Genomic DNA, 16,510 nt, shown 5'->3' on the forward strand with positions numbered 1-16,510 from the left:
CTGTGCCGGCGACGTCTCTTCATGCTTTTGACGAGGCGCTATGCACGACACCGAACCGACCCTGATCCCCGTTGCCCCCCCGCAAGGACTGGCCGCCCTGGAGGCGCGCGTACGCCAGGACCTGCAATGGCTGGCGCTGCCCGGCAAGTCCTGGACTCCGGCCATCGAGCGCGACGGCGTGCCGGTGATCGACGTGGCCATCATCGGTGGCGGCCAGGCCGGCATGGCCGCTTCGGTGGCGCTGTCGCACCTGGGCATTCCCAATGTGATCTATGACCAGTCGCCCAAGGACTTCGAAGGCCCCTGGGCCACCACTGCTCGCATGGAAACCCTGCGTTCCCCCAAGACCCTGACCGGCCCGGCGCTGGGCTTCCCGGCGCTGACCTTCCGCGCCTGGTTCGAGGCCCAGTTCGGGCTGGACGCCTGGGAAGCGCTGGACAAGATCCCGCGCCTGCAATGGATGGATTACCTGCGCTGGTTCCGCCGCGTCATGCAGCTCGATATCCGTAACGAGCACCGCGTGCTGGCCGTGCAGCCGCGCGCCGACGGCATCGTGGCACTGCAGCTGCAATCGCCTGCGAGTACTTCGACCGTGCTGGCGCGCCGCGTGGTGGTGGCCACCGGCCGCGACGGCCTGGGTGGTGCCTTCCTGCCGCCGCTGGCGGCGCAACTGCCACGTGACCGCTGGGCGCATTCTTCCGACCTGTTCGACTACGCCAGTCTGAAGGGCAAGCGCGTTGGCGTGATCGGCGGTGGCGCGTCGGCCATGGACAGCGCCGCGACCGCGCTGGAAGAGGGGGCCGCACGCGTGGACCTGCTGATCCGACGCAAGGACCTGCCGCGCATCAACAAGGGCAAAGGGGCGGGTAGCCCCGGCCTGGTCAACGGCCATCTGCACCTGCCGGACGAATGGAAATGGCGCATCCGCCATTACGTCAACGCCCAGCAAGTGCCGCCGCCCTCGGGCAGCACGCGCCGGGTCTCGCGCTTTGCCAATGCCCGCTTCCTGCTGGGTACGGCGATCGAATCCGTTGAGGTCAAGCCGGATGGGACGCTGTTGCTGCAGACCAATCGTGGTCCGCTGGAACTGGATTTCCTGTTCTTCTCCACCGGTTTCAAGATCGACTGGAGCCTGCGCAGCGAGTTCAAGGACATCGCCCCGCACGTCCTCAACTGGAGCGACCGTTACACCCCGCCTGCCGGTGAGGAAGACCAGGAGCTGGCCGACTCGCCCTACCTGGGTCCGGTGTTCGAGTTCCAGCAGAAGACGCCGGGCAGCCTGCCGGGGCTGGAGCGTGTGCACTGCTTCTGCTATCCGGCCGCTGCCAGCCATGGCACGGTCTCCGGCGACATCCCGGCCATCAGTGATGGAGCCTACCGCCTGGCGCAGGGCATTGCCGCGCTGATGTACAGCGAGGACATCGACTACCATTACCGCAACATCCAGGCCTATGAAGAACCGGAACTGGAAGGCGACGAGTGGACCGAATCCCCGTGGGAGCTGCCCGCATGAGTGGGGCCATCGCAAAGAGCGTGCTGCAGGCGCTGATGGTGGTGCTGTTGATGACGGTGATCGTCTTCTTCGGCCTGCACATGATCGGCAACCCGGTCGATATCCTGATCGGCCAGGACGTGGACCAGGTGGACCGCCTGCGCATCATCAAGGAACTGGGCCTGGACCAGCCGGTGTGGCGCCAGTACCTGGCCTTCCTCAATGGCGCGCTGCACGGCAACCTGGGCAACAGTTTCGTCTACAACACGCCGGCCATCCTGCTGATCTTCCAGCGCCTGCCGGCTACGCTGGAACTGGCTGTGGCCGCATTGCTGCTGGCCCTGGCAGTGGGCGTGCCGCTGGGGCTGTTTGCTGGCATGAAGCCGGATCATCCCTTCTCGCGCCTGGTGATGACCACCAGCATCTTCGGTTTTTCGCTGCCGACCTTCTGGATCGGGCTGATGCTGATCATGGCCTTCTCTGTCACGCTGGGCTGGCTGCCTTCGGGCGGACGCGGCCAGACTGCCGAACTGTTCGGCGTGCAATGGTCGTGGCTGACCGCTGATGGCTGGCGGCACATGATCCTCCCGGCCATCAACCTGTCGTTGTTCAAGATCTCGCTGGTGATTCGCCTCACCCGCGCCAATGTGCGTGAGGTGCTGCCGATGGACTACGTGAAGTTCGCGCGTGCCAAGGGCTTGTCGCCGGCACGCGTGGTACTGATGTACGTGCTGCGCAATACGCTCATTCCGCTGGTGACCGTGGTCGGGCTGGAATTCGGCTCCACCATTGCCTTTGCGGTCGTAACAGAAAGCATCTTTGCCTGGCCCGGTGCGGGCAAGCTGATCCTGGACAGCATCAATGCGCTGGATCGTCCGGTCATCGTGGCTTACCTGATGGTGATCGTCTGCATGTTCGTCACCATCAACCTGGTGGTGGATGTGCTCTACAAATTGCTGGATCCGCGCGTGCGGGTGGAGGCCCGTGCATGAGCGCGCCGCAAACTGAAGTGACCATGACGCAAGAACAAGTGCGCGCCCGCGTGGCCGAACTGTCGGCCTTCCAGGCCCCGCCCCGCGAGTCTCCCTGGCGGCGCGTGATGCGCCATTTCGTGGCCTCGCGTTCGGCCATGCTGGGGCTGGTGATCGTGCTGCTGCTCATCGTCGGTGCCATTGCCGCACCGTGGATCACGCCGCAGAATCCGTATGACCTGGCGCAGTTGAACTTCCTCGACTCGCGCCAGCATCCAGGTACCCTCAATGGTGATGGAACGTTTACCTACTGGCTCGGGACTGATGGTCAGGGACGCGACCTGTTCTCGGCCATCATCTATGGCCTGCGCATCAGCGTGGGCATCGGTGTCGGCTCGGCCCTGATCGCGGGCGTGATCGGCACGCTCATCGGCTTGCTGGCCGCGTATGCGGGCGGCAAGGTCGATACGGTACTCATGCGCTTTGCCGACCTGGTGCTGTCCTTCCCCTCCATCCTGGTGGCGATGCTGATCCTGGCCTACGTGGGCAAGGGCATCTTCAACGTGATGGCCACGCTGGTGGTACTGGAGTGGGCGTATTACGCGCGCACTGCGCGCGGCCAGGCGCTGGTGGAACGGCGCAAGGAATACGTGGAAGCCGCAAGAGGACTGAACCTGTCGTCCTGGCGCATCATGGTGCGTCACATCCTGCCCAACTGCCTGCCGCCGCTGATCGTCATCGGCACCCTGCAGGTGGCGCGCGCCATCACGCTGGAAGCGACGCTGTCCTTCCTCGGCCTGGGCGTGCCGATCACCGAACCCTCGCTGGGCCTGCTCATCTCCAATGGTTACCAATACATGCTCTCAGGCGAATACTGGATCAGTTTCTATCCCGGCATCACGCTGCTGGTGGTGATCGTGGCCATCAACCTGGTCGGCGACCGCCTGCGCGACATCCTCAATCCACGGTGGCAGAAATGAGCGCGCTCACACTTGAAGTGCGCAACCTGCGCACGCATTTCTTCACGCCCGAAGGCGTGTTGCCGGCGGTCGATGACGTCTCGCTGTCGGTCGGCCGTGGCCGCATTCTGGGTCTCGTGGGCGAATCCGGATCGGGCAAGAGCGTGACCGGATTTTCCATCCTCGGCATGGTCGATGCGCCGGGCCGCGTCGTCGGCGGCGAGATCCTGTTCCAGGGGCGCGACCTGGTCAGCATGGACAAGACGTCCCTGCGCGAACTGCAGGGCAACCGCATCGCCATGATCTTCCAGGACCCGATGATGACCCTGAATCCGGTCCTGAAGGTGGAAGCGCAGATGGTCGATGCCGTGCTGGCGCACAGCAAGGTCAGCGGCCAGCAGGCGCGCGAACTGGCGCGCGAACTGGCGCGCGATACCTTGGGCATGATGGGCATCGCCAGTCCGGAAGAACGGCTGCAGGCCTATCCGCATCAACTCTCGGGTGGCATGCGCCAGCGCGTGGCCATTGCCATCGCGATGCTGCACAAGCCCGACCTCATCATCGCCGATGAACCGACCACGGCCCTGGATGTGACCATCCAGGCGCAGATCCTGTCTGAAGTGCAGAAGCTGGCGCGCCAGCACGGTACCGCCCTGATCTGGATCACGCACGACCTGTCGGTGGTGGCCGGCCTGGCCGATGAAGTGGCGGTGATGTATGCCGGGCGCATCGTCGAGCAGGGCAGTGTGGATGCGGTGCTCGATGCGCCGCTGCACCCCTACACGCAAGGCCTGATCGGCAGCCTGCCCAGCAACAACCGGCGCGGTGCGCGGCTGCGCCAGATTCCCGGGATGACGCCCAACTTGCTGCACCTGCCGCCGACCTGCGCCTTTGCTGCACGCTGCGAGCGCCTTTCCCAGCAGTGCCTGGTGGCCCCGGCGATCAGCGAACCGCTGCCGGCGCACCGGGTGCGCTGCTATCACCCGACCCCGAGCACACAGAGCAACGAGCACCATGGATAAGGCCGTCATTCCCCTGATCGAAACCCGTGCCGTCAGCCGTCGCTTCGGCGAGCGCCGCCAGGGCTGGCTGGAACGCCAGTTGCAGGCGCGCGGCTGGAGCCGCCCGCCGGCCGTCACCCATGCGCTGGACCAGGTGGACCTGAAGGTCTTGCCGGGTGAAGTGGTGGGGCTGGTCGGTGAATCCGGCTGCGGCAAGTCCACGCTGGGCCGGGTGGCCTGCGGCCTGCTCGATCCTTCCGATGGCCAGGTGCTGGTCAACGGCCGCGACCGCGCCAGCCTCAGCAGCAAGGAAGAAGCCGAGGCCCGGCTGCAGGTGCAAATGATTTTCCAGAATCCCTATGCCAGCCTGAATCCGCGTTTGCGCATCGACCAGATCGTGGGCGAAGCGGCACAAGTGAACGGAAAGGTCGAGGGTGACCTCGACGCCTACGTCTGCCAGCAGTTGTTGCGCGCCGGTCTCGATCCGGCCCTGCGCGACCGTTATCCGCACCAGTTTTCCGGCGGCCAGCGCCAGCGCATCGGCATTGCGCGCGCACTCGCGGTGCAGCCGCAGATGCTGGTGTGCGACGAGGCGGTGGCAGCGCTGGATGTGTCGATCCAGGCGCAGATCCTCAATCTCTTCATGGATCTGCGCGAGCAACTGGGCCTGACCTATCTTTTCATCAGCCATGACCTGGGCGTGGTGGAGCACGTGTCGGACCGCGTGGTCATCATGTACCTGGGCCGGGTGGTGGAGAGTGCGCCGGTGGGCGAACTGTTCGGCCAGCCCAATCACCCCTATACGCAGGCGCTGCTGGCCGAGGTGCCCCGCATGGGCGCGCGCAAGAAGGAATTCACCGCCATCAAGGGCGAGATCCCCAGTCCGCTGAACCCGCCGACCGGCTGCCACTTCAACCCGCGCTGTCCGCATGCCACGCAGCGCTGCCGTGAAGAGCAGCCGCTGTTGCGCGAGATCGCGCCGGGGCACATGAGTGCCTGCCATCTCAATGATGGCCGCTGAGATGATGTGAACCGATAGAAACGACAGAAACGAAGAACCGAGCAGTCAAGAACTTGGCACCCCCGCAGTGCTTCCACCCTGATCACAGAGGAACCCGACCATGAAGAAAACTCTCCTGACCCGCCTGCTGGCCGTCGCCCTGACCGGTGCCGCGCTGGCTGCCGCTGCCGATGCCGCGCACGCGCAGAACCTCAACATCGCCTTTGCCGATCCGCTTTCGTCGCTGGATCCGCAGCTGAACAACCACGCCGGCGACCGTTCGGTGGACCTGCATTTCTGGGACCTGCTGGTCCAGAACGATTACAACAAGCTGGTCCCCGGCCTGGCCGTGAGCTGGAAGAACATCGACCCCAAGACCTGGGAATTCAAGCTGCGCCCCAACGTCAAGTGGCAGGACGGCAAGCCCTTCACCGCTGACGATGTGATCTTCTCCTACCAGCGCGCCCGTGCCGTACCGGGCAGCGTGGCCACCTTCGCCGGCTACCTGCGCACGGTGGAATCGGTCACTGCCAAGGATCCGCTGACCCTGGTCATCAAGACCAACATCCCCAACCCGGACCTGCCGCTGAACCTGGCCTCGGTGCATATCGTCAGCAAGCACGTGGGCGAGAAGTCCACCACCGAGAACTACAACAGCGGCGCGGCCGTGGTCGGTACCGGTCCCTACAAGTTCGTCTCCTACACCCCGGGCGACCGGGTGGTGATGCAGCGTAACGACAACTACTGGAACGGCAAGCCGCTGTGGGAAAAGGTCAACTACCGCTACATCAACAATGGCGCAGCCCGTACCGCCGCGCTGCTGTCGGGCGACGTGGACGTGATCGACAAGGTGTCGGTGTCCGACCTGGCCAAGCTGAAGCAGTCGCCCAACGTCAAGGTCTACCCCTACAACGGCCTGCGCGTGCTGCTGATCCAGCCGAGTTTCCATGAAGGCCCCAGCCCCTTCATCACCGACAACAACGGCAAGCCGTTGGAGAAGAATCCGCTGCTGGATGTGCGCGTGCGCCGTGCCATGTCGCTGGCCATCAACCGCAAGGCCCTGATCGACCGCATCCTGCAGGGTGCGGCCACCGAAGCGAACCAGTGGATGCCGGCCGATACCTTCGGCTACAACCCGGAGATCAAGAACATTCCCTTCGACGCCGCGCAAGCCAAGAAGCTGCTGGCCGAGGCCGGTTTCCCGGAAGGTTTCAAGCTGACGCTGCACGTGCCCAACGATCGCTATCCGCAAGCACCGGAAACCATGCAGGCCGTGGCGCAGTTCTGGACCCGCATCGGCATCAAGACTCAGGTCGAAGTGCTGCCGTGGGCCTCTTACTCCTCGCGTGCCAACAAGAACGAGTTTGCCGTTTCGGTACTGGCCTGGGGTAATGGCACTGGCGAAGCCAGTTACGCGCTGGTCAACGTGCTGGGCACGGTTGATCCCAAGAAGGGTATCGGCGCTTCCAACTGGAACCACTACAGCAGCCCGGCCGTGGACAAGGCCCTGGCCGATTCGACCGCCGAGTTCGATGCCGCCAAGCGTGAGGCCATCCTGCGTGGCGCGGCCAAGACCGTCTCGGATGAGGTTGGCGTGATCCCTCTGTACCACTACCAGAACATCTGGGCCGCCAAGAAGGGCCTGAAGGTCACCCCCATCAGCAGCGACCGCACCACCGCCATGATGGTGACCCAGGACAAGAAGTAAAAGGCCATGCCCAACTTCTCCATCGAGGTCAGCCCGGCTGACGACCTGATCGACGTACCCCGCCGCATCATCGTGCGGGGTGCGCATCCGGGCGAGCCGGTGCGCATCTCTTCCTCCACCCTGCGCAACGGCGCGGAGTGGCGCAGTACGGCGTGCTACATCGCCGATGCCTATGGCCACGTTGACGTGAGCATGAACCCGGCCATCGATGGCGATTACTACGGCATCGATCCCATGGGCTTGTTGTGGTCGCAGAAGCCGGTGCAAGCCGGCCGCCGCGACAACTTCCACGCCGATGTCATGGCACCGCTGGTGACCACGCTGACGGTCTCTTCGCTGGACCAGCCGGGCCTGGCGCCGTGCGCGCCGGCCAGTACCGAACTGGTACAGCGGCTGGCCGCTGCCGGGGTGACCCGGCGCGAGGTGCGGGAAGAGGGGCTGGTCGGTACGCTGTTCCTGCCGGCCACTCCGGGACCGCATCCGGCGGTGATGATCCTCAACGGGTCCGGTGGCGGCATCAACGAACCGCGTGCGGCGCTGTTTGCCTCGCGCGGGGTGGCCGCGTTTGCGCTGGCGTATTTCAAGGCGCCGGGCCTGTCGGATTACATTTCCAATACACCGCTGGAGTATTTCGAACGCGGACTGGACTGGCTGCGTGCCGAGGTAAAGCCGCTGCACGATTTCGTCGCCATCAGTGGCCAGTCGCGCGGTGGCGAGCTGGTGCTGCTGCTGGGGGCGACCTTTCCGCAGAAGGTGTCGGCGGTGCTGGCCACTGTGCCCAGTGCGCTGGTACACAGCGGCCAGAATGCGGCCGATCCTGCCGTGGGACGCGAAGGCCCGACCTGGCTGCTGCGCGGCCAGCCCTTGCCGCATCAATGGCAGGACAACCGCAGCGCCAGCTGGGTACCGTTTGACGAAGGCCCGGCACCGCATCGCCATGAACTGGCCATGCTGACTGCCTTGCAGGACGAGGAAGCGGTGGCGCGCGCCCTTATTCCGGTGGAGAAGATCGCCGGACCGGTGCTGTTGCTGTCGGCCACCGATGATGGCTCCTGGCCTTCCAGCCTGTATTGTGCGATGGTCAAGGACAAGCTGGCGGAAGTGTCGCACCCGTGGCCGGTGGTATGGCGCAACTATGCGCATGCCGGCCATTCGATCCTGTTCCCCTTCGTCCCGACCACGCAGACCACGTATGCGCATCCGGTCTCGGGGCGCATCAGTACCGGTGGCGGCGAACCCGCCGCCAATGCCCGCGCCGATCTCGACGCCTGGCAGCAGGCGCAGCACTTCCTGCGCGACGCGCTGGCCAGGCATTCATCCACAAAGGAAAACGCATGAGTACCCCCGTCTACGACATCAGCAAGGATGTCATCGACCAGCTGGCCGGCCTGGCCGCTGGCAGCCCCCTGCACGGCCTGCGCCATCAGCGCGACAAGGTGGCCGTGGCTTCGCAGGGCAGCTATGACACGCTGTTCGACCCGGCCCTGGAAGGCATCGGCCTGGATGAGCGCCTGCTGGTGGCGCTCTACGCTTGCCGCCTGGCAGGTGCCACCGACCTGGCCGCGCATTACCGTGCCCGTGCAGAAGCGGTACCGGCCGATGCTGCGCAACTGGCGGCGGCTGACAGCGGTGAGCCCGAGCAATTACCGGAGGGTCGTCTGCGCGCCATGCTGGTCTTCACGCGCGCGCTGACGCAGCGCCCGGTGGAAGGCGACAAGGCTGCGATCGAAAAGCTGCCGGCCGCGGGCATCAGCACGCCGGCGGTGGTGGCGCTGTCGCAGCTGATCGCTTTCGTGTCCTATCAATTGCGCGTGGTCGCGGGTCTGAAGGCCATGCGTGCTGCGGCGGTCCAACAAGGAGAGTCGGCATGAGCGAGATCATCAAGGCCAACGGTTTTACCAACGAGACCCTGGAATGGGATGCCTGGCTGGACGTGATCCAGCTGGACGCGGCCAGCGAAGACCAGGTCAAGGTGCTGGAAGAAAGCCATCCCAAGGCCAAGACGTCGGACTACTACCTGTTCCTGGCGCACCAGCCTGACATCCTGCGCCAGCGTTCGGCGGCCTTCAACGCCATCATGTATGCGCCGGGTGGGCTCTCGCGTGCGGAGCGCGAACTGGGTTCGCTGGTGGTTTCGCGCATCAATGGCTGCGTGTATTGCGCTTCCGTTCATGCGCAGCGTTTCGAGCAGCTGGCCAAGCGTAACGATACGGTGCGCCAAGTGTTCGATACGCCTTACGGTGCCGGTGTGGATGCGCGCGAGCAGGCCATTGCCAAGTTCTCGGCCGAGCTGACCGAGACGCCGGGCGAGATCGGGGCGGCGCAGATCAAGGCCCTCTATGACGTGGGCTTGAGTGAACTGGAAGTGCTGGACCTGATTCACTCGGTGGCCATCTTTGCCTGGGCCAATCGCTTGATGCTCAATCTGGGCGAGCCGGTGTTTGCCGATGGCAGCCAGGCTGAGGCCAAGTAAATTATTTCCATGAGGAGACAGTGATGCACATTCCGGATCATCTGGTCTATGCCGAGACCCATGAGTGGGTCAAGCTTGAAGACGATGGCACGCTGACCATCGGCATTACCGATTTCGGCCAGGAGCAGTTGGGGCCGCTGGTGTATGTCGATATGCCGGCTGTAGGCAAGGTGTTGGCCAAGGGGGCCGAGTCGGGTATCGTCGAATCCAACAAGACGGCGTCGGATTTGCATGCGCCTGTTGATGGCGAGGTGATCGCCATCAACGAGCTGCTGGTGGAGACGCCTGACGCCATCAATGGCGCGCCGTATGAGCAATGGATCTTCAAGCTCAAGCCAGCCGCGCCATTTTCGGTTGAAGGCTTTCTTGATGCGGCGGGTTACATCAAGCTGATTTCCTGACGCGCTCCTGCGTTCAGGAAGCCGATGCGGCGGCGCGGATATCGAAGGCGCCGCCGGTTTTGGGCGCGGTCACGCAAGGTGACCGCGTTCTTGCCCAGCAGGGGGAAGACCAGTTCGGCAAAGCGTATCGCTTCTTCCAGGTGCGGGTAGCCGGAGAGGACGAAGGTGTCCACGCCCAGGTCCGCATATTCCTGCAGGCGTTCGGCGACGGTGGCCGCATCGCCCACCAGCGAGGTGCCGGCGCCGCCGCGTACCAGTCCCACGCCGGCCCACAGGTTGGGGGCGATTTCCAGTTTGTCGCGGCGGCCGCCGTGCAGGGCGGCCATTCTTTGTTGTCCTACTGAATCCATCTTGGCGTAGTTCTGCTGGGCGCGGGCAATGTCTTCGTCGGTGAGTTTGCTGATGAGGCGTTCGGCGTCGGCCCAGGCTTCGGCCGTGGTTTCGCGCACGATGGCATGCAGACGCACGCCGAATCTGACGGTGCGGCCTTGCTTGGCGGCGCGTTCGCGTACGTCTTCGATCTTCTGTTTGACGGCGGCGGGTGGCTCGCCCCCAGGTCAGGTAGGCGTCCACATGCTTGGCGGCGAGGTCGTGCGCAGCAGGGGAGGAGCCGCCGAAATACAGCGGCGGGTAGGGCTGTTGTATCGCCGGATGGAACAGCTGGCCGTTGCGGATGCGGAAGTGCTTGCCTTCGTAGTTGACGGTCTCACCCTGCAGCAGCTTGCGCCAGATGGTGAGGTATTCGTCGGCAGCTTCGTAGCGTTCGTCGTGCTTCAGGAAGACGCCGTCGGCTTCCAGTTCCGTGGCATCTCCTCCGGGCACCACGTTGAGCAGGAGGCGGCCGTTCAGGGCCTGGTCCAGTGTTGCGGCTTGTCTTGCCGACGGGCCCGGGCCGCCCAGAGACGTCCTCAGTGCCACCAGCAGCTTGATGCGCTGAGTCACCGGGACCAGGCTGGCCGCCACTACCCATGGGTCCAGGCAGGACGCTCCCGTGGGAATCAGCAAGCCATCGTATCCCAGCGTTTCGCTGGTCACCGCGATCTGGCGCATGTAGTCCAGCGTGGGGGCTCGGCCGAAATCGGATTTGCCCAGGTAACGTGTGTCGCCCGACGTGGGGAGGAACCAAAAGAGTTCTAATGACATGCCAGAGTTTCCTTTTGCATTTTTCGCTTTGGCGTTATTAGAGCGCTCTGTTCTCTTTGTGGCTAAGAATGTTTTCTTCTTTCCTTAGTTGGTTTTTGGTTTTGTTGTCTTGGCTGGGTGCTTTTCTGGTTTTTTGGTATGGGGTAGTCTGCACGGATTGCTTTCCTGCGCTCTAGCTTAATTCTTATCTCTCTCCGGTCGGAAGGACGCGCCGGGGGGCGGCCCGGCAGCCGCTCACTTTTCTTGTCTCGCCAAGAAAAGTAAGCAAAAGAAGGCGACCCCAAAGAGCCAGCCCTCCTTCGGAGGGTCCCCGCCGCAGCAGAGCGAAAAGTGGGAAGGATAGAGTCGCTTCGCTCCCACTATCCTTCTGATCCACTTTTCGCTCCGCTGCGGCGGCTGGCTCTATGGGGACAACACCCCCACGGGCTCGCCTTCGGCCTCGCCGCGTCTCCGACTCGCCTTCGGCTTTGGGTTGGCTCGCCTGCGGCATCGACCTTTTGTTCGTTCCCACTCCCGCTCTGGGTTTTGGGTTTTTCCTTTTTTGTTCTTTTTTTTGTTTCTTTGTTTTTTTGGTTTTTTGGTTTTTTGGTTTTTGTTTAAATAATTTCCGTCCGTTCGTCCTGAGTAGTCGCGCAGCGACGTATCGAAGGCTAAAGAACGCCAAGGCAAAGCCGGAGGCGAGTAGGAGGGGGTGCGAGGCCGAAGGCGAGCCGTCTCAGTCGTCCGCATCTGCGCCGCCGCTTCAGTACCCAATAAAACGGATCAGAAAAATAACCGGAGCGAAGCGACTTTATTTTTCCCGTTTTATTGGGTACTGAAGCGGGGGACCCTCCGAAGGAGGGCGGCGGAGTTGCGGTCGCCTTCTTTTGCTTACTTTTCTTGGCGAGACAAGAAAAGTGAGCGGCTGCCGGCAGAAGCAGTGCTTCTGCCCCCCCGGCGCGTTCTTCCGACCGGAGAGAGAAAATAATTAAGCTAGAGCGCAGGAAAGATTTCCGTGCAGACTACCCCATACCAAAAAACCAGAAAAGCACGCAGCCAAGACCAAAAACAAAAATCAACCACCGATCAAAGCCCCGCGATATTCCCCAAGCCATTTGGCAAACAATTGCGCCTCAGCTCCTGCCTGCAAGCTGATCCCGAGGTAGTAGGGTGCGAGGTTCAAGCGCAGATCAGGGAAGGGACAAACCAGCCGCCCCGAGCGCAGATCGTTATCCGCAAGTGATACAGGCGACAAGGCCACCCCCAGCCCATCCATGACCGCCTGCAATACAAAATGCACGTGATCGAAATGCAGCATTGCCTGGGAACGTGAGCGTTTCAGGCCGGCCAGCTTGCGCCAGTCCTCCCAGTCATTGCGCCGACTGCGCGACACCAGCACCGTATGCCGCGCCAACTGCGACACGTCCTCCAGCGGCATGGATTGCAGCAGCGCAGGAGAAGCCACCAGCACCAGCTCATCCTCCATGAACCGCTGCACCTTCAGGGTCTCAGGCCAATTGGTCTCTCCCCGCCGGATCGCGATATCAAACGAAGAGCCCGCCTTGCCCACGGTCGCCGTACTGGTCACCACCTGGGGCGCAATCCCCGGATACCGCTCCACGAAATCGGACAGATGCGGAATCAGCCAGCGCACCGCAAAGGACGGCCGCACATTGATGACCACCGTGCGCGTAGGCGCATCCCGCATCACCCGCCGCGCCGCATTGGCGAGAATATCGAGCGCCGGACTGGCCTCCTCGAAGAACTGCCGCCCACGCTCGGTCAGCAACACCTGCCGCGTACGCCGCTCGAACAAGGGCATGCCGAGATAATCTTCAAGGTTCTTGATCTGGCGACTGATCGCGCCATGTGTGACATTGAGCTCCTGCGCCGCAAGCGTGAAACTCTGGTGACGGGCCGCTGCCAGAAAGGCGCGGATGGCATTGAGCGGAAGAGTGAGATCGGCCATGCGTCAAATATTATCACGCATGCCCGGAATTAATATCGTTTGTCAGCCCACCCCACGCGGCGCATCATCGGCCTCCATGACCACGCCAGACCACCGCCAGGCCGATATCGATTCGCGCCACGCCGCCATGTCGCTCTCGGCCGCCTTGCCCTGCGATATCGTCCTCTACCTGCTCCTCCCCATGTACGCCGCCCAGTTCCACGTCAGCCTCGCCGAGGCCGGCGTGCTGCTCGCGGCCAACCGGCTGGTGCGCATCGCCGGCTATCGCTGGGTCGCCAGCTTCTACGCACAACGCGGCGACCGCCCCACCTGCACCCTGGCCGTCTGCGCCGCCATCCTCTGCGCCCTCGGCTATACGGTCGCCAGCGGCTTCTGGGCCCTGCTGCCACTGCGCCTGCTGTGGGGCATGGCCTTCGCCGGACTCAACCTCTCCACCCAGGCCATGTCCACCGCCAACCCCCAAGGCGCAGCCCGCCGCTCCGGCCGTTCGCGCGGCGTGATCGCCATCGGCCCCATGCTCTGGCTGCCTGCCGCCGCACTGCTGGCCCCCCACATCGGGCCGCGCATGGTGTTCGCCCTGGTGGCGACCACCGCGCTGCTGGGCCTGCTGGCCGCACGCCGCCTGCCTCAGCACGCCTACGCACCGCCCCAGCCACGCCGCTGGAAACTGCCCAATGCCCTGGACTGGTGGTCCTTCCTCGAAGGGCTGACCCTGGATGGCCTCTTCATCGTCGGCCTGGCCTACATGAGCAAGCAATCCTTCGGCGCTGATGGCGAACTGGTGGCGGGGGTATTGATGGCGCTGCGCTACGCGGGGGAAATCGTCCTCAGCCCACTGGGCGGATGGCTGGCCGAGCGCTTCGGTGCGGTCAAGGTACTGGTGACGCTGTCACTGGCCACCTGCGTGGCGCTGGTCGGTTTCGGCGGCGGATTGCTGTGGCTGTTCGCCGGGCTGATCGTGATCCTGCGGGCTCTGCAACTGCCGCTGCTGGCCCCCATCGTCGCCGCCCGCACGCCACCGGCGCAGCGTGTGCATGCGCTGGCTGGACGGGCGATCTGGCGTGATATCGGCGCAGGCATGGGGCCGATGCTGGCCGGCCTGCTGCTGCCGGTGATGTCATCCCTGTGGCTCTACAGCCTCGCGGCCTCGGCCCTGGCGCTGGCAGCCATCGCCTGCGGACGCCAGCCGGTACCCGTGCCGCCAGCCTCCCTCTCCGGTCAGCCCTGAGCAGGGCGGGGCGCGCTTTATGCGGTGAACAGATATCGATCTGCCCATTGCTTCGTTCACAGCAGCACGCAGCTTGACTAGCATGGCCCTGATCCCTTCCTTGCCGGACTCAGGAGCCTCCATGAACGATCACCACATCTACCAGGAACTCGGCCACTTCGCGACTGAACCGCTGCTGCCCGCCGAAGGCCGTGCCATCGGCGCTGCCTTCGTCATTGGCCTGTCCGTGCTGGGTGCGCTGTATTTCCTCCAGCACTGGCTGGGCGCAGCTGTCTGAACGAGCGGCTGGTCAGGGCTGGCGGCAGTCGCTCAGCATCTCCGCCTGCGAGATGTTGCTGCCCGCCGGCACGCTGTGCGTGAGCCACACGTTGCCGCCAATGACCGAACCTCGCCCGATGGTGATGCGGCCCAGCAGCGTTGCGCCCGCATAGACCACCACGTCATCCTCGACGATGGGATGGCGTGCAATCCCCTTGACCAATGAACCGTCCGGCTCCTGCGGAAAACGCTTGGCACCCAGCGTCACGGCCTGGTACAGGCGTACGTTGCGGCCAATGATGGTGGTCTCGCCGATCACCACCCCGGTGCCGTGATCGATGAAGAAACTCGGCCCGATCTGCGCCGCCGGATGGATGTCGATGCCGGTGGCCGAATGCGCGATGTCGGCAATCAGCCGCGCCAGCAGCGGTGCTCCCAGCTGATGCAGGGCATGCGCCAGGCGATGATAGATGATCGCCGTTGTGCCGGGATAGCACAGCAAAATCTCCGAAATGCTCGACGCCGCCGGGTCACCGTGATACGCCGCCTGGATGTCGCTGACCAGGATGTCGCGCACGCCCGGCAACTGGTGCGCGAAGTCGCGCGTGATGGCCGTGGCACGTTCCCGCAGCAGACCATCCTCTTCCACATCGCTGCTGAAATACAGACTGCGCCGCACCTGCTCGCGCAGAATGGACAACGCAGCATTCAACTGGCTTCCAACGAAATAATCGATGGTCTCATCGGATAAATCGGTGTGCCCGTAATGCGTGGGGAACAAGGCGGCCTGCAGATGCTGCAACAGCTTCTGCATGGCTTCCCGCGAGGGGAGTTCGCGGATCTCGCCGCGGTAGCGGATCTTGTTGGTGACTTCGCGCGAGGTACGCAGGCCAGCGACGACGGCGGACAAGCCCAGGCTCGCAGACTCGACCGAGTCAGCCAGCGCGTTCAGTTCGGGGATGTGAGTAGGTTCCATGCCCGCATGCTATCAAAAATGCGGACGAGGTGCCGGGCAGGGCAGGGAAGCCATCGAAGAGAAAAACCAGGCGGGGAAATATGCGAAGAGAGATTCGCGGTGCCCAGTTCTATCTGAAAAGTGGCACCGCTGTTGAATCTGCTCTGGTCATGGACTGTACCCGCGAATGAAGGTTCCTGCAAAGTATCATTGCGCATATCCTCATGCGCATTTGATCTGCCGCAAATCCGCACCACGCTTGCCTGGCCAGCCGACGCCGTGAGACTTGATGAATATCTCACGACATGATGCATTTGGATCATTCAGGAAAATCCTGACGCAAAAGCGCGTCACCTCAGGAAGCTCCCGATGTTGGGTGGAACAACAAAAACTTAAAGTCTCGTCATACCAGCTGCAGCAAGAAGTCCGAGCGAGGGGCGAGGACCAGGCAGCCAAACCAGGAGAGACTCGATGTTCCACGCCAAGAAAAACCGCTTCGTTGCCGCCACCGTCGCCGCTGTCGTGCTGGCCTCCAGCGCACCGGCCTCGTTTGCCGCCACTGCCAGTGGTACGCTGACCATCAGCGCTTCGGTCGTGGCCTCCTGCACCGTGGTCGGTTCTGCCATCGCCTTCGGCGCCTACACCCAGAGCCTGGTCAACCAGTCCGGCACCATCACCGTCCTGTGCACCAACGGTACTGCCTACAACGTCGGTCTTGACGCTGGTACTGGAACCGGTTCCACCGTCAGCAGCCGCAAGATGAGCGCGGCCGGCGGCGGTACCCTGAACTACGCGCTGTACCGCGATTCGGCCCGCAGCAACAACTGGGGCTCGACCATCGGCACCGATACCGTCACCGGGACCGGCTCCGGCCTGACCCAGACGCTGACCGTCTACGGCCAGATTCCTGCCGCCCAGACCCCGTTGGCGGGCGCTTATTCGGACACCGTGACCGTCACGCTGACCTACTGAT

Annotated in this window: 16 protein-coding genes and 1 pseudogene; 13 read left to right on the top strand and 4 right to left on the bottom strand. The window is 63.6% G+C overall.

Annotation, left to right across the window (positions count from 1 at the left end; genetic code table 11):
- Window positions 1-40 precede the first annotated feature (40 nt).
- The 10 genes from ACWFUC_RS12975 (at window position 41) to gcvH (ending at window position 10,005) form a co-directional block, all read left to right on the top strand.
- Entirely contained in the window at window positions 41-1,513 is a 1,473-nt protein-coding gene (locus ACWFUC_RS12975) for an NAD(P)-binding domain-containing protein (protein WP_489625108.1), read from the top strand.
- On the top strand, window positions 1,510-2,484 hold the full coding sequence (locus ACWFUC_RS12980) for an ABC transporter permease (protein ID WP_039786022.1): 975 nt from the start codon (window positions 1,510-1,512) through the stop codon (window positions 2,482-2,484). Before ACWFUC_RS12975 ends, ACWFUC_RS12980 begins: the two co-directional genes overlap by 4 nt.
- A 23-nt stretch (window positions 2,485-2,507) precedes the next feature.
- Window positions 2,508-3,443 (top strand): ABC transporter permease, encoded by a 936-nt coding sequence (locus tag ACWFUC_RS12985; RefSeq protein ID WP_420840912.1) that lies wholly within the window; start codon window positions 2,508-2,510, stop codon window positions 3,441-3,443.
- On the top strand, window positions 3,440-4,444 hold the full coding sequence (locus ACWFUC_RS12990; protein ID WP_489625109.1) for an ABC transporter ATP-binding protein: 1,005 nt from the start codon (window positions 3,440-3,442) through the stop codon (window positions 4,442-4,444). The genes ACWFUC_RS12985 and ACWFUC_RS12990 overlap by 4 nt, the downstream gene beginning before the upstream one ends.
- Window positions 4,437-5,444, top strand: a complete 1,008-nt coding sequence (locus ACWFUC_RS12995; protein ID WP_134134902.1) for an ABC transporter ATP-binding protein — start codon at window positions 4,437-4,439, stop codon at window positions 5,442-5,444. Before ACWFUC_RS12990 ends, ACWFUC_RS12995 begins: the two co-directional genes overlap by 8 nt.
- 100 nt (window positions 5,445-5,544) lie before the next feature.
- Complete coding sequence (locus tag ACWFUC_RS13000) at window positions 5,545-7,131, top strand: ABC transporter substrate-binding protein (RefSeq protein WP_276844419.1); 1,587 nt, start codon at window positions 5,545-5,547, stop codon at window positions 7,129-7,131.
- Between the two features lie 6 nt (window positions 7,132-7,137).
- Complete coding sequence (locus ACWFUC_RS13005) at window positions 7,138-8,469, top strand: acyl-CoA thioesterase/bile acid-CoA:amino acid N-acyltransferase family protein (RefSeq protein ID WP_489625110.1); 1,332 nt, start codon at window positions 7,138-7,140, stop codon at window positions 8,467-8,469.
- Entirely contained in the window at window positions 8,466-9,002 is a 537-nt protein-coding gene (locus ACWFUC_RS13010) for a CMD domain protein (RefSeq protein WP_204725210.1), read from the top strand. The genes ACWFUC_RS13005 and ACWFUC_RS13010 overlap by 4 nt, the downstream gene beginning before the upstream one ends.
- The gene (locus tag ACWFUC_RS13015; RefSeq protein ID WP_489625111.1) at window positions 8,999-9,604 is read left to right on the top strand and encodes a peroxidase-related enzyme; all 606 of its coding nucleotides are present in this window, start codon (window positions 8,999-9,001) and stop codon (window positions 9,602-9,604) included. The genes ACWFUC_RS13010 and ACWFUC_RS13015 overlap by 4 nt, the downstream gene beginning before the upstream one ends.
- A gap of 23 nt (window positions 9,605-9,627) precedes the next feature.
- Window positions 9,628-10,005, top strand: a complete 378-nt coding sequence (gene gcvH / locus ACWFUC_RS13020; RefSeq protein WP_088756633.1) for a glycine cleavage system protein GcvH — start codon at window positions 9,628-9,630, stop codon at window positions 10,003-10,005.
- On the opposite strand, the gene ACWFUC_RS13025 is transcribed toward gcvH, so the two are convergent.
- From ACWFUC_RS13025 to gcvA, 3 genes and pseudogenes are all read right to left on the bottom strand, one after another.
- Window positions 9,984-10,472, bottom strand: a complete 489-nt coding sequence (locus ACWFUC_RS13025) for an LLM class flavin-dependent oxidoreductase (RefSeq protein ID WP_489625112.1) — start codon at window positions 10,470-10,472, stop codon at window positions 9,984-9,986. The two genes, gcvH and ACWFUC_RS13025, sit on opposite strands and share 22 nt — an antisense overlap.
- 43 nt (window positions 10,473-10,515) lie before the next feature.
- Window positions 10,516-11,148, bottom strand: a pseudogene (locus ACWFUC_RS13030) (LLM class flavin-dependent oxidoreductase); the annotation flags it as partial.
- A 1,054-nt stretch (window positions 11,149-12,202) separates the two neighbouring features.
- The gene (gene gcvA / locus ACWFUC_RS13035; RefSeq protein ID WP_489625113.1) at window positions 12,203-13,096 is read right to left on the bottom strand and encodes a transcriptional regulator GcvA; all 894 of its coding nucleotides are present in this window, start codon (window positions 13,094-13,096) and stop codon (window positions 12,203-12,205) included.
- A 76-nt stretch (window positions 13,097-13,172) separates the two neighbouring features.
- Here gcvA and ACWFUC_RS13040 point away from each other — a divergent pair, with 76 nt between their 5' ends.
- Together ACWFUC_RS13040 and ACWFUC_RS13045 are read left to right on the top strand one after the other, a co-directional pair.
- Complete coding sequence (locus ACWFUC_RS13040; RefSeq protein ID WP_489625114.1) at window positions 13,173-14,324, top strand: MFS transporter; 1,152 nt, start codon at window positions 13,173-13,175, stop codon at window positions 14,322-14,324.
- 121 nt (window positions 14,325-14,445) lie between these two features.
- Window positions 14,446-14,601 carry a hypothetical protein gene (locus ACWFUC_RS13045; protein WP_166675049.1) on the top strand — a complete coding sequence of 52 codons (156 nt, stop codon included), beginning with the start codon at window positions 14,446-14,448 and terminating at the stop codon, window positions 14,599-14,601.
- 12 nt (window positions 14,602-14,613) lie between these two features.
- Here the strand turns inward: ACWFUC_RS13045 and epsC are convergent, their stop codons facing one another.
- On the bottom strand, window positions 14,614-15,558 hold the full coding sequence (epsC, locus tag ACWFUC_RS13050; RefSeq protein WP_051156496.1) for a serine O-acetyltransferase EpsC: 945 nt from the start codon (window positions 15,556-15,558) through the stop codon (window positions 14,614-14,616).
- A gap of 450 nt (window positions 15,559-16,008) precedes the next feature.
- Here epsC and ACWFUC_RS13055 point away from each other — a divergent pair, with 450 nt between their 5' ends.
- Complete coding sequence (locus ACWFUC_RS13055) at window positions 16,009-16,509, top strand: Csu type fimbrial protein (RefSeq protein WP_121038752.1); 501 nt, start codon at window positions 16,009-16,011, stop codon at window positions 16,507-16,509.
- The last annotated feature ends 1 nt before the right edge of the window (window position 16,510 follow it).

It is taken from the genome of Herbaspirillum sp. Her4, from assembly GCF_057961335.1.